At 58.4% G+C, this 12,414-nt stretch carries 15 protein-coding genes and 1 pseudogene; 7 read left to right on the top strand and 9 right to left on the bottom strand.

Features of this window, described 5'->3' with window-relative positions; all coding sequences use genetic code 11:
• Nucleotides 1–3 precede the first annotated feature (3 nt).
• The gene (locus LB545_RS29840; protein WP_224706225.1) at nt 4–2,853 is read right to left on the bottom strand and encodes an SNF2-related protein; all 2,850 of its coding nucleotides are present in this window, start codon (nt 2,851–2,853) and stop codon (nt 4–6) included.
• Between the two features lie 897 nt (nt 2,854–3,750).
• On the opposite strand from LB545_RS29840, the gene LB545_RS29835 reads away from it, so the two are divergent.
• Entirely contained in the window at nt 3,751–4,197 is a 447-nt protein-coding gene (locus LB545_RS29835; protein WP_224706224.1) for a MucR family transcriptional regulator, read from the top strand.
• A 69-nt stretch (nt 4,198–4,266) separates the two neighbouring features.
• On the opposite strand, the gene LB545_RS29830 is transcribed toward LB545_RS29835, so the two are convergent.
• The 4 genes from LB545_RS29830 to LB545_RS29815 form a co-directional block, all read right to left on the bottom strand.
• Nucleotides 4,267–4,635 carry a YybH family protein gene (locus LB545_RS29830; RefSeq protein WP_224706223.1) on the bottom strand — a complete coding sequence of 123 codons (369 nt, stop codon included), beginning with the start codon at nt 4,633–4,635 and terminating at the stop codon, nt 4,267–4,269.
• A 2-nt stretch (nt 4,636–4,637) separates the two neighbouring features.
• Nucleotides 4,638–5,129 (bottom strand): GFA family protein, encoded by a 492-nt coding sequence (locus tag LB545_RS31270; protein WP_181178006.1) that lies wholly within the window; start codon nt 5,127–5,129, stop codon nt 4,638–4,640.
• Between the two features lie 279 nt (nt 5,130–5,408).
• The gene (locus LB545_RS29820) at nt 5,409–5,702 is read right to left on the bottom strand and encodes a hypothetical protein (RefSeq protein WP_224706222.1); all 294 of its coding nucleotides are present in this window, start codon (nt 5,700–5,702) and stop codon (nt 5,409–5,411) included.
• A gap of 486 nt (nt 5,703–6,188) precedes the next feature.
• Nucleotides 6,189–6,605, bottom strand: a complete 417-nt coding sequence (locus LB545_RS29815) for a hypothetical protein (RefSeq protein WP_224706221.1) — start codon at nt 6,603–6,605, stop codon at nt 6,189–6,191.
• Nucleotides 6,606–6,984: 379 nt separating this feature from the next.
• Here LB545_RS29815 and LB545_RS29810 point away from each other — a divergent pair, with 379 nt between their 5' ends.
• Complete coding sequence (locus tag LB545_RS29810) at nt 6,985–7,167, top strand: hypothetical protein (RefSeq protein ID WP_224706220.1); 183 nt, start codon at nt 6,985–6,987, stop codon at nt 7,165–7,167.
• 52 nt (nt 7,168–7,219) lie between these two features.
• Here the strand turns inward: LB545_RS29810 and LB545_RS29805 are convergent, their stop codons facing one another.
• Together LB545_RS29805 and LB545_RS29800 are read right to left on the bottom strand one after the other, a co-directional pair.
• Complete coding sequence (locus LB545_RS29805) at nt 7,220–7,441, bottom strand: hypothetical protein (RefSeq protein WP_140583823.1); 222 nt, start codon at nt 7,439–7,441, stop codon at nt 7,220–7,222.
• Between the two features lie 459 nt (nt 7,442–7,900).
• Nucleotides 7,901–8,764: an RNA ligase family protein gene (locus LB545_RS29800; RefSeq protein ID WP_224706219.1), complete on the bottom strand. Its 864-nt coding sequence runs from the start codon at nt 8,762–8,764 to the stop codon at nt 7,901–7,903.
• A gap of 129 nt (nt 8,765–8,893) precedes the next feature.
• On the opposite strand from LB545_RS29800, the gene LB545_RS29795 reads away from it, so the two are divergent.
• The 3 genes from LB545_RS29795 to LB545_RS29785 all read left to right on the top strand — a co-directional run bounded on the left by LB545_RS29795 (nt 8,894) and on the right by LB545_RS29785 (nt 9,533).
• On the top strand, nt 8,894–9,082 hold the full coding sequence (locus tag LB545_RS29795) for a DUF3606 domain-containing protein (RefSeq protein WP_224706218.1): 189 nt from the start codon (nt 8,894–8,896) through the stop codon (nt 9,080–9,082).
• A complete protein-coding gene (locus LB545_RS29790) occupies nt 9,079–9,273 on the top strand; it encodes a hypothetical protein (protein WP_224706217.1) in 195 nt (64 codons plus the stop codon). The genes LB545_RS29795 and LB545_RS29790 overlap by 4 nt, the downstream gene beginning before the upstream one ends.
• An 83-nt stretch (nt 9,274–9,356) precedes the next feature.
• A complete protein-coding gene (locus tag LB545_RS29785) occupies nt 9,357–9,533 on the top strand; it encodes a hypothetical protein (RefSeq protein WP_224706216.1) in 177 nt (58 codons plus the stop codon).
• A 377-nt stretch (nt 9,534–9,910) separates the two neighbouring features.
• On the opposite strand, the gene LB545_RS31265 is transcribed toward LB545_RS29785, so the two are convergent.
• A complete protein-coding gene (locus LB545_RS31265) occupies nt 9,911–10,051 on the bottom strand; it encodes a hypothetical protein (RefSeq protein WP_411971098.1) in 141 nt (46 codons plus the stop codon).
• Between the two features lie 941 nt (nt 10,052–10,992).
• Nucleotides 10,993–11,115, bottom strand: a pseudogene (locus LB545_RS29775) (IS5/IS1182 family transposase); the annotation flags it as partial.
• A gap of 658 nt (nt 11,116–11,773) precedes the next feature.
• Here LB545_RS29775 and LB545_RS29770 point away from each other — a divergent pair.
• Both LB545_RS29770 and LB545_RS29765 read left to right on the top strand, forming a co-directional pair.
• Nucleotides 11,774–11,995: a hypothetical protein gene (locus LB545_RS29770; protein ID WP_224706215.1), complete on the top strand. Its 222-nt coding sequence runs from the start codon at nt 11,774–11,776 to the stop codon at nt 11,993–11,995.
• Between the two features lie 142 nt (nt 11,996–12,137).
• Nucleotides 12,138–12,414: thermonuclease family protein (locus tag LB545_RS29765; protein ID WP_411971097.1), on the top strand; the 277-nt coding region annotated here is incomplete at its 3' end.

Below are 12,414 nucleotides of genomic sequence, written 5' to 3'. Positions count from 1 at the left end.
TCATCATCGAATCTGAAACCTAATTGCGAATAGCTGCTCGTCGGACACGCTTTGCCCAAGGCGCTCTTCCACTTGATCCAGAAGGCCATCTTTCTGAACCTCGATATCCTTCGCGGCAGCATCATAAGCGCGCCACGCTTCGTCCCGTTGCGTGTCCAGCGCCCGGGCCTTGCGCTGCAGCACGAGCTTCTCGGGCATGTTGCCGGTCTGGCGCACTTCCTTCTTCAGCAGTTTGATCTGCTCGTCCAGTTCCTTCAGGTCCGCCTTCAATCCCGCGCGGCGGTCCTCGGCCCAGTGGTCGAGTTTTTCCATTTCCTCGTCGAACCAGATGGATTGGCGACGAGCCATCTCGTCGAGAATGGTCTTACGCTGGCCGTCAACCGTCGCCTTCATCGCCTGCGGTAACTCTAGGGCGGCGGCTCCATTTTTTCGGGAAGGCATTTCAAACAGGCGCATGACTGCGGCCGGGTCCATGCGAACGCCATCATCCGTCATCGCCCCAAGAATCAAGTGATCCTGATCGTCGGCTCCGCGAACGGACAGCTTGTGCGCAACGAGCGTCCCCGACTTCCCCACGAACGGCGCAATCGCAATGGCCGTCTGCGGCCATGCGGTGTAGTCGAAGACAAGCTCGCCTCCATTCAGCTTGCGCGAGGCGGCAAGAGACAAGACGTGCTGCGCAAGCGGATGGCCCAGGCGATAGCGGTGCCCGTCGAGGCCCTGTTTGGAAAAGAAATAGCTCCCTGCGGGGACCTCGACTCCGACTGGCGCAGCCGTCAGGATGAAGGTCAGATAGTCGTCGTCGAATTTTGCGAGCTTGCCTAGCTCGTGCTTGGTGACCGCCCAGAGCATGCGCTCGTATCGGTCGATGTACGATTTGCTCTGCGCCATATTGATCTTGAGGCGGTCATGGACCTCCGCGTCGAAATTCTCCAGCAGCTTGCGGCGCGTATCTTCCATCGTGACGGAGATGTTCGTCTCCATTTCTGTCCGCAGCCGTTCAAACGCCTCTTCAATGGCGGCATCCGACCGGCAGGTTTGGTAAATGGACACGATGCGCTTCTCGAACTCGACGCCGGATTCGATGGCACCGAGCACCTCGTCGCTAGCACCGAACACGCCAGAGAAGAGCTTGAATTTCTCGGCGAGCAGCTCGTAGACACGCTGGTCGGCAGCATTGTTCTTGTTCAGGAAATTGACCACCACAACGTCGTGACGCTGGCCATAGCGGTGGCAGCGCCCGATGCGCTGCTCAATGCGCTGCGGATTCCACGGAAGGTCGTAGTTGACCACCATCGAACAGAATTGAAGGTTGATACCCTCAGCAGCAGCCTCGGTGGCGATCATGATGCCAGCCTTCTCGCGAAAATACTCAACGAGCGCAGCCCGCATGTCGGCGGTGCGGGAGCCCGTCACGCGGTCGGTGCCCATATGGTGCTCGACCCAGGTGTTGTAGATCGCCTTGGACTGGGGATCTGCATTGGAGCCATTAAATAGGACAAGCTTGCCGTCATAGCCTTGATCAGACAAAAGCCGGACGAGATATTCCTGGGTGCGTCGGGATTCCGTGAAGATGATCGCCTTCTCGGCGCTTCCCAAGTCCCGAGCCTTGGCAAACCCGGCGCGTAGGGCGCTCAGAAGAGCGAGCCCCTTGGCGTTCTCGGAGATGGAGACTGCCAGGTCGCGGAAAGCCCGCAGATCACCAATCTCCTGGCTAATATTGGCAATGTCGCTCGGGGTGAGAAGCTCCGGCTCTTCACCTTCGTCCGACCACTCGTCTGAGGTGTCCTCGTACTCTTCGTAGTCCTCGGCGATTTCCTCGACCAGCTTCTCCCTCATGTTGATATCGTCGCGGAGCTGGCGCTCCAATTTGCGCGCAAGGGAGTCCAGGGCGCCCGCAATCGCAAAGGTCGAAGAGGCGAGAAGCTTACGCATAATCAGCGTCATCAGGGTTCGCTGGCTTGACGGCAGAGCCTGCAGTGAGGGCCGCCGGAGATACTCCGACACCATATCGTAAAGCGCCTGCTCGCGTTCGCTAGGCACGAATTCCTGTGTGATCGGAATGCGGTTCGTGTACCGAATATACTCAAGGACCTGCCGCCGCAGTGTCCGGTGACAAACTGGCTTCAGGCGCTCCTTCAGCTCGTCAAACTGCTCGTCCCCAGTGATGCGTGCGTACTGCGAGCGAAAACTCTTGGCATCGCCGAACGCATAGTCGTCGATTAGGCTGACGAGGCCATAGAGCTCCATCAGCGAGTTCTGCAGCGGCGTCGCGGTTAGCAGGATCTTCGGGGCGTTGCCAAGGGCAGTCTTCAAGGCGCGGCCAATCCGGTTGTCGGGCCGGTAGACGTTGCGGAGCCGATGCGCCTCGTCGATCACGACGAGGTCCCACGGAATGACCATTAGCGAGTCGGCCCAGCGGGCCGCGAATTGAAAGGAGCAGATCACGAGCGACTTTTGCTCGAACGGACGACGCATGCCACCCTTCGCGAGTTTGTTGTAGTTCTTGGCTTCAAGGATCATCGTCGGCAGGAAGAATTTTTCTTCCAGCTCCTGCGACCACTGCTTCCGCAGATTGGCGGGCGTGATGATCAGGATGCGCCGCCGTCCTTCCGTCCATTTCTGCGCGAGGACAAGCCCGGCTTCGATCGTCTTCCCGAGACCGACTTCGTCGGCAAGGATCGCGCCCTTGGACAGGGGCGATTTGAAGGCGAATAGGGCAGCTTCGACCTGGTGCGGATTGAGGTCGACTTGCGCATCCAATAACGCGGCAGCGAGCTTCCCGGCGTCGGCAACCGAATGCCGCCTGCTCAGCTCATGCGCATAGAGTTTCGCGTGGTACTCCGTCGTCATTCCCGCCGCCATTTATTAGCGCTCTAAAGGACGATCGGAAGCACCTCGGTGTCGTCTGCACAAGACCCAACCCCTGCCAAAATTCAGTTCCACCCCGATATGTTGCTGCCGGGGCCACCCAGTTCGCATTCGCCCTCGAATCGCGAGCTACAAAATATGCTGGAGCGAATGGCGATCATCAACCAGGAATAGCGTTCTCCGCGCAAAGGACTATATTCCCATGCGAGATTCATTCGGGAGAGCCCGGGCACGATGTTGCACGAAGGCGGATTTTACTCAGAGAAACAAGAGTTCATTTTTTTGACCGCTAACGTGCTTTATCGGCGCAGCGGCTCCTACGGGAGCGGGATGGTCGTAAGGATCAGCGAAGTCTTGGCCCGGAACACGGAACACGGCCTGCACGCCTGGGATACCACGGCTGCGTCCGCGACAGACGATGTCAGTGTGAAATTGGGTTTTCACACTGAGACGTTCTCGTGATTGCGGCTTCCTCGATCCTCGGATTGACGGCGCACGCTGGAAGCAAAATACCGGCCCAATACAAACGCCAGGCTTGTCGGCCTTATCGTCCCAAGGTGTCAAAGCTTCTCTTCTCATACTATCGGCGACAGAAGCGTTGAACGTCGGAAGGGCTAGCTTTCTCGAAAGAGTATTCATCAGCAGAATTACTTGCACACATCCAGGGTTTTCCAATGTCAGTCGGGACTTGGCGAACGGCGTGCGTCTGCGGCATCGATTGACGACGCTACCAGGGTCGCCGAGCATAGAGGGACGCGCCGCAGCGGCCGTATACGGTCGGACCAATCTAGAAGCCGCAGAATGTTTTTGCCCTCGCACGAATTGCGAAGAGGAAAGATCCAAAGTAGATATACCGAAAAGCAATAGGAGTTCCAAAACTTGCCAGAGCAGATCAATAGCGCCACCGAGATTGTCGAATTGGCCGCTGATGTTGTTGCCGCATATGTCAGCAACAACCCGGTGCCAGTAGGCGAATTGCCAAGCCTCATCGTGTCGGTTCACATTTCACTGTCCAACCTCGGCGTGCCTGCGACTACCCCTACCGAAGAGCTCATGCCCGCCGTCAATCCAAAGAAGTCCATCACCCGGGACTTCATCATCTGCCTTGACGACGGCAAGAAGTTCAAGTCACTGAAACGCCATCTCGCCGTGCTTGGCATGACGGCCGATGAATATCGCGCCAAGTGGAAGCTACCGGCCGACTATCCGATGGTGGCTCCAAACTATGCGGAGCAGCGGTCCGCTTTGGCGAAGGCCTCTGGTCTTGGGCGAAAGCCGGCGCCTCAGAAGAAGGCTCCTGCGAAACGGAAGGCCAAAGCGGCCTGACGCGAACTAAATACTATTACCGGAAGGGTAGAGCCGGCGTCACGATGTAGGTGGTCACCGGTTTGTCGCTCACTCGCCAACAGCGCTGCTATTGAGGCTGCACATACGGACCAACCAGCCTCCATCAGCCTGACGCTCAAAGACGCTGAGTGATGTTCCGTTTCCCGTCGCTTCACCTTCTGAGTAGGCCGCAAGACACCAGGCGAGGTCGCCAGAGCTCCCCGCCTCCGTTACGGCAAGCGTCTTGTTGGTGCCTGCGGCTTGTGTCCATACGGCGTGCAGCGACTCTATCGCCGCGCGGCCGCGAGCCCGGGGCGCATAAGGCGAATGGACTTCCCCGTCAGGTGCGAATATGGCTGCGCAACCGGCGGCGTCCTTCGATCGGTATGCAGCGACATAGATGTCCAAAAATTCCTGCAATTCATCGCGGATCGACATCTCTAGAGTTCTCCTTCGTTGCCAAGCCTACGCGGCAGTTCCGGCCGTAACTCATCTCTGAGAAGTTCGATTAGCCTTCCAGCATCACTCTCAGTTAGCTTCGGCAACTCCTCACACACACGATACCAAGACAACTGAGTGTCCGTGTAGATATGCCTGGTGACCCTGGCCTCGTCCGGCCTGTCCAAGGTCCCCACCGTGATATTCGTCAACCAGTCATCCTTCCACCTGGATGCCTGCCATACGATCCGAGACCCGCAATGCCCACAAAACCCACGTTTCCCGTCATCTGACGAAGCATAGTATTTCGGTTCGTCCTTCAAATATCTGAGAGTGCCGGCCTTAACTAAGACCGTAATCTCGGCCGGTTGGCCTGTGCTGCGCTGGCAAATGGTGCAGTGGCAGATATAACCGTTGTGAAGATAGACCTCTGCCTCATATCGAACGCTGCCACAAAGGCATCCTCCAGTGACTTTCGTTGATTCGTGCCTCACCTGTTGCCTCCTGTGAATGGGTCCCTGTGTTTGGCCGCAAAAGTCAGAGTGGCGGTCGCGTTCTTAGAACATTAGCACTTCTTGATGAGCGGGCACCCACCTCAGAAACCTTGGATGTGGCAGGATCGGCGGTCGCCGAAAGCCCGCGCCTCGGCGGAGGACACGGGCCCGATCGGGGGGGCCGATCTTCGGCAGGCGATGGGGGGCACCACCTGCCGCCCACATCAACTATTAGCAATAGCTAATGTTCCGCCCGGGCTGGATCAGGGCTGGTCTTTGTCATCCCCGGAACCGCTCGGTGTGCCAGGTGATCTTGCCATCGACCTTCATCGGCTTATGGATCATCAGCCGCTTCGGCAGGTGCTCGGGGTGCACTTCAAGGAGGGTGATCGTCACCTGCGGCTTGCAGCGGCTGCAATCGAATTTCAGCGACAGCGGGTCGACGCCGCCGCCATAGACCATCATCAAGTCGGCTGAGCGGCAGTAGCGGACATTGCCGCAACTGCATTCCGCCTTGATGAGCATATTGTGCCGGGTCGCCTTGCCCAGCGTGTCGATCGGATCGTGCGCCATGCTGACAAATGAGGAACATATTCCTCACTCGTCAAGAGCCTCTTGACTCCGATGTTCTCTTTTCGTTCACTATCGGCAGGATAGCCACAAGGAGGATGATATGGACCTCGTTCTGTCAGTTCCGGGTGCCTCGCCCGAGGAAATCTCACGAGGCTTAGCGGCCGCCGAGGAAGCACTCGCGCGCGCTGGCTTCACTGCTGAGGAAGCAGCTTACGGTGCCTTCATTGTTGAAGGTCGGGACATCAACGGTCCGCCCGAAGATGGTTCTGACCATTCGGCGTCACGCGCCGCAAGTGCCTGGGGGCAAGCCCATGCGGCAGCATTGGAGGCCTGTTGTGAGGGCTGGCCGGAGAGCCGCATGCCCTTCGGGCGTAGATCCAGGCACCGTCCAGTCAAGACGCGTATGTAGTCAGCATCTCGATTAATGGATGGGGCAGCGCATCCAAAATGGGCCGCCAGGAAGGCCGCAGCTGGATGGAAAAGCAGTCACAGGCCACGAATCAGCAGGAAAGAAGCGACAAAGCCTCCCCCGATGCTGAATGTTGCAAGAAGCCAGAAACAAGAAGCCAACGCGAGAGACCAACCTGCGTGGACGGCCATTCCGCTCTGGCGCTGGTCACGCCTTTTAAGCCGTGCCCGGTGTGCAGCCCCCATAATCCAAATGCCGCCCCCCCCTCCTACCAAGAAAGGCAGTAGAGCCAGTACGATGAGCGGCGTTGGCGGATTGCGGTAAAGCCCGATGAATGCTTTGCCGACACGGTAAAGTTGGATTGGCAAGATGCCAAATCCAAGTCCAACAAACGCTCCAGCGGCTATGACGAGGACAAACCTTTCCGGCCACCTTTCCGCCAGCCATTGTCTGCCGCTACATTTCAGCCCGCGATATTCGAGCGCCAACGCCAAGACGATTCCGGTAATGCCGCAGAGTCCAATCCACCAATCCATTCGCTGGTTATAACGGCTCGCCTATTACGCGGGCGTTAAGGCTCTTTAAACTAGGCAGTTAAGTCCGCTCCGGGTCGGAATCTGCCGTTTGAAGTCATGGCCACTGCCGCCGCGTTCCCGGCCGAAACGGGTTAGGCCGGACACTTACACTACGGCCCGCCGAATGTGCTTTTCTCCAGCGGCGAAGTGCCTGACATGGAGTGAAGATGATCAACCCGCCTAGGACGAATACCCAGACAGATCGATCGATTGCCAGGAGGTCTGCCCTTATCGGGGGTTCCCATCTATGATTGGATAACGGCCGCTATCAGTCAGCCAAGCAACGGTTGGCCAATTAATGAAGAGCGAGATCATGACCGAAGAGGGACAAAAGCCAACTCCTAGCGAAAATGTCGGAAAGAATCAGGGGAATCTGATCGCGTGGGCTGTGGTGTTCTGCCTGGGCTTGATTGTGGCGTGGCAACTGTTCGGATCTGCTGTTTTCTTTTTCTCAGTCATGACCGGCAACTTCGCTCCTTAAACTGTTCTAGATGATCAGTCGCGCGCGCCATGATCCGCGCCGGCAAGTCGATCTAGCTTTTCTCGACGCCGGCCTCGTCGATCTCTGCTTCCATCTGGTCACTGATCGGCTTCGGTCCACCGTTCAGAGGTGTCCCGTCATAGCCCTGTAGCCAGGCGTCGGCGTGCTCCTGCCAGTAGGCCGGCACCGCGCGCTCCTTGCCGTCCTTTTGAGCCTGGGCGCCATACATCCAGGCGTAGGTGACGCGCTCCTGGTCCTTTTTGGCTACGGCCAAGCGATCAATTCCTCCAAATCGAACATTGAGCTGTTCGGCCTGTAGCTCTGTCGCGGGTCTTTTTGGAGAACACGCGATGAAGGCCCATTCCACGCGCCGCAACTTCATTTGATGCTACGTAGTCGGGAGCTCCAACATACCATCTCCAGGTGGTGTTCACCGGTGCTCGCCTGAATGTAAATTTCGACAAATTCACCGGACCGTTGCTGCTATACCGGCAGTCAACGGTTGCCGGCATCATACCTTTCCGCGCCATTTCATTGGTTCGGGTGGTTGCAGCTCGTTCATTGAGCCAGCCACCGTTTCCGCCCGCTGAAGCTGTTAGGCAACCCGCCAGATACAGGCTCAAAAGCGAGATACCGAATGTCGCCTTCGTTGTGCAAGCCATGTTTGCGCTCCCTACCCTGGAGTGCTCAATGCTATCTGTGAAGTGGATCCGAAACAACCGCGCGCCCATTCTCAATCATCCTCCCAGAAGTCCTTCAGCTTGGCGTGGCGCAGCTTTTCCTCGCCTTTCAGGAATTTGACCCGGCCGACCAGACCCGGCTTGAGCCATTCGGCCTTTTCCTTTTTCAGACCCTTCGGCACTGGCCCGCCGACCTTGCCCTGGACGCGATCCCACAGGCGCTGGCGCTTGTCGGCTTTGAAGGTAACGAACGCCCCGCCCTTGTAGTGGCCCTTGTCGGCCATCAAAACCATGGCCGGCTTGCCGACTTCGCGCTGCACGCCAATGATGTCCATCTCCTTTTCGGCGAAGCATTTAATCTTCCGCCAGTTCATCGTCGGGCAGCTGCGGTAGAGGCTAGTCTTGCGCTTCGAGACGATGCCTTCGAGGTTCGTATCGCAGGCAAGGTGGTAGACGGCATCACCGGTGCCCGGCAGCGCCTCGCTGAATTGGATACGTCCCCCGGCCGGGATCATTTCATGCAGGATCTCGCGGCGGTCCTCCACCGGCATGTCGCGCAGGTCGTGGCCGTTGAGATAGAGCAGATCGAAGGCGACGAGATAGAGGTCAGGCGACGGCGTGCGCTTGCTGACGGCTGCCTGCAAGGCGTGGAAGTCGGACAGGCCGGCCTCATTGATCATGATCGTCTCGCCGTCCAGGATGAAGGTCTCGGCCTCGATCGCGGCGGCTTCTTCGGCGAGGTAGCGATACCGACCGGTCCAGTCGTGCCCTCGCCTGGTCAGCACGCGGATGCCGTCGGCGTCCTTTATCATCTGTGTGCGGTAGCCGTCGAATTTGACCTCGTGCAGCCAGTCGTCACCCTCGGGCGGGGTGTCGACAAGCTCTGGCTCCATTGGCGGGATGAACTTCAAACGCATGAACTGACTCGCGAGGCCGCGATTCAATTAGTTTTAGCTAAAATGGTTCCAAACCTGGAAACCGGCACTCGGGGTGCAACAAAGATGCCGGCAGCGCGTTGCCCATCGGCAGGAGCCAGGAGGAGCGCAATGACAGACGATAAAAGCAAGCGCGATTTCCGCGATCGAAACCGCGTTTCAGCCGATGAGAACTATGAGGTCCGATACTTCGCCGAGCAGGCAGGCATCAGCGCCGAACAGGTGCGCGAATTGATCAAGCGTCATGGTAACGAGCGCGCCACGCTGGAACTCGAAGCGAAAAAGCTGCGCAACCGGTGACCAAGCTATCCGACCTCGGCCCGCCCAAGCCTGGGCATCTGCATGGTCGCGATCCGGTGCGCGAAGAAGACATCTTCTACACCTGCAAAATCTGCGGGCAGAAAGTCGACATGCGCGACTTGCGCCAGGTCATGTGGCATGAACAGCCCGACCACGAGCCGCTGGAACCTAGTGCGGCAAACGGCGCCTAGCAGACATGCGCCATCGCGCCAACGCTGTTGCGCCGCCGTTCCATCGGGCGCATTGTCCGTCGATGGGACGCTCAGAGGACCGCTTGGATATTCTGCGGCGCGAGGGCAAGGAACTGGCCGCTGAGGCCAAAGTTCTGCGCAGCAAGTGCGAGGCGGCGCGGACGCAACTTGCCGTTTCCTGCGCCGAACTTCGTCATCTGGTCAATGAAGCGAAGGCTCGCAATCGCGAAATGTTCGAGCGTCGTAAGGGGTTGCAGTAGATTCCAAAAAAAGCCGGCCACCCAGCAGCGGGCGATTCTGGGCTGCAAAAGGCATCGCCGAAATACAAGAGCAGCCCGCCTCGAAGCCATTGCCGTGGAGCGAGGCGGGCTGCGGAAGCTGGGGAGTTGTCGTCGCGAAGCTTCCAAGGCTCCAACCTGGCAAACAGCCGGTTTGTTCCGCGTTAAACGCAAGAAAACCCGCCCCGGCGTAAGCCGAGACGGGCTACTGAGCCGACGACGACGGAGGGAGGGAGGAGCATCGGCCAGACGTCTAACCTCTCACGGCGCTGGTCGTTCCGGGCCGAATGAAAAAGCCCGCCACAGCACCGCGGCTGAACTGATCATCAGAGTCAATTGTCCTTGGGCTGGGTTAGTCCTCAGTCGGCCAAACCAGCGTCGTGGTAGACGATCGCATCCAGAATGGTATTGTAAACGCTGACGGTATCTTCCTCGATCTCGGCGCCACTGATGCCTACTGCTTTGGCGTCAGCGAACAGCTTTCGGGTCAGTTCGCCCACGGAGGTGGCGTCGGCGCCGACTGTTTCGGGTATTGTTGGAAATCCACTTGTGCAGGAAATTCGCGCTGCGAGTACTCATAAGGCGATAAGCTGGCGCATCGATTTAAGTTCCTTCCCGGAAGCAAGGTGCGGTTTTCTGGACTTGGGTGCTGCGGTGGGTTAACAGCCAAGTTGCTCCCGATTGTTTTTCTTGCTTTTGTCGAAGTGAACAGACTCTGCCGTTGGAAGGGCGCATGATACGAAAGTCAGCGGCCATGTCACGGGCTCCGCTGGTTGGGAGCGAATATCGCACTCTCGCCTTCTACGGAGGAGCGGCGATGTCACGAGACCATAGCCACACAGCCGGATTTTATCCAACCGACCTGGAGCTTTTGAAGCGGGTTTTCGATGTGCTTTGTGCAGAGAGCGGCTGTCAGCCCGGCTCGCCAGATGCCGAGGCGACCGCCCTAAGGTTAGTCAACCTCTTCCAATCTGGGCACACCAGCGAAGAGGAATTGCTTGAAGCCGGCAGAGCCGGCATGCAGTTCCGGCGGGCAGGTTAGCGCCACACGCGGCCTCCGCACAAAAAAAGCCCGCCACTTTGCGGCAGCGGGCGAGTGTCATCGAGGAATTGCACTGGATGGGAGCAGTGCGAGAGCCGAAGCTCTTCGGAGCGGTAATGTTCCACGAGGGAGTATGTGCTGCGCTAAGAGGCTCGCCGGTGGCACCGCAGACAGGGGTCTGCGCTAGGGATCGACCGGCCAGGTCAAAGAGGCGGTGGGGTTGATTGCGGGCAAGAATCACAAGCTCTTTATCGTTGTGCCAAATGCGACAGTCGCCCCTGCCGGAAGGACTGAGCGTCCGCAAAGCTGTTCTAGTCCGTGGGTCTCCGGCCCAAGCGCGAATTCTGAGACTCCGTTGCCCGACGGCCCTAGGCCGTAGGCCGTAGACTCATTACTGCGTAGCCAGATGCGGATAGCGACGAGTTTGACGGCGGCAAGGTAGTTTTCTGCCAGCTTGTCGTAACGTGTCGCGATCCGTCGGAACTGTTTGGCTTTGTTGAAGAAGCGCTCGACGAGCTTGCGCGGTTGAGATCGACTAGATCAGGGCCACCATCTCTCGCGCATTCCGCTATCGCGGAACATCGAAGCTCAATTTTTCCTGATATTCTATTTGTTGGCGGACCCCAACCGCCAGGCCGGCGTCTCACCAAGGCAGGTTACCCCACCCACCCCCAAAGTAAGGCGCCGGCCACCTTGGCTCTGCACGACACCAAGTACGTCGTTGTACAAGCCGCCCTATATCGAGCCTCTGTACTGGGTAGCCTCAACCCATAGTGCAATCACGATCGCCGGCGACCGCCCCTTAACTTCCATATCGCGACCTCTATGGCCGCCAGCCGCGATCCATACCGTCTTTGAACGCTGATAGATTTTAACGCCCCGTGCGCTCGCCCAAGCGCCCAACGCTGCGCCATTTCGACCGAAGAGATGGGTCGATGCTGTTCCTTTGTAAGGACGCTGCATGTCCATAGTCCCCTGCTCATACTGTCCCACGGAAGGAATAATCAGGTTACTCCGTTACAGTTATGTGTCGGCGGAAGCGCGGTCAGGTATCTGCCATTAGAAGACCCGCCACTAAGAAGCAGTGACGGGCTTTGGCCGCGAACGACTGTCGGTAGGCGACGACCTGAGGTCGCCGCCATTGTTTGCCCTGCTGGCGAAATCGGTGCACGATGCTTGAATGGACGTCGAAAAGCTCGATCTGTTTCCCGGCGGCGAAGGTGAGTTGACGCTATGGGAACTTGCCGACACCAGACGCATGGCGCAGGCGGCCGTTGAGCTGTATGGGTCGAGCGCGGCGACTGCGGCAGCACACTGCGCGCTACATGCACATTTTGACGGTCGCGAAAGTGACTACCGCTTCTGGTGCAAAGTATTCCACGGAATAGCAGCGAATGCTTAGGCCGCGACAGGCGCTTCTGGACCCCAAGCCAAAATAGCCGCATCCTCTCATCGGGGAGTGGGGTTTGGACAAATATCGACACGACAATCGGTCTGCGCAATCGCGCAATCGGACCGGCGCCAAGCTGCGACGTGCCCGCCAATTGGCGGGCATTCCGAAGCGGCTGATCTTCGTGACCGTGGCTGCAACGGCAGACTTCGCGGCGCAGTTCGTCATTCACCACAGCAACATGCCCGAGCTCAATTTCCCGAACTGGTGGGGCTCGAGTCCGGCGCCGATCGCCGGCGTCGCTTCAGTCATCGATGGCGACACGATAGAGATCCACGGACGCCGCGTAGGCGCGAACGGCATTGACGCGCCTGAGTCAGCCCAACGATGCCATGACGCCAAGGGCTTTCGCTACCAGTGCGGCGCCAATG

Origin of the sequence: Mesorhizobium sp. BR1-1-6 (assembly GCF_020165355.1) — a bacterium.
In the GTDB taxonomy this organism is placed as follows: Bacteria; Pseudomonadota; Alphaproteobacteria; order Rhizobiales; family Rhizobiaceae; genus Mesorhizobium.
Note: the sequence above shows the minus strand (reverse complement) of the source record. Positions and strands in the feature narration are given on the sequence as shown.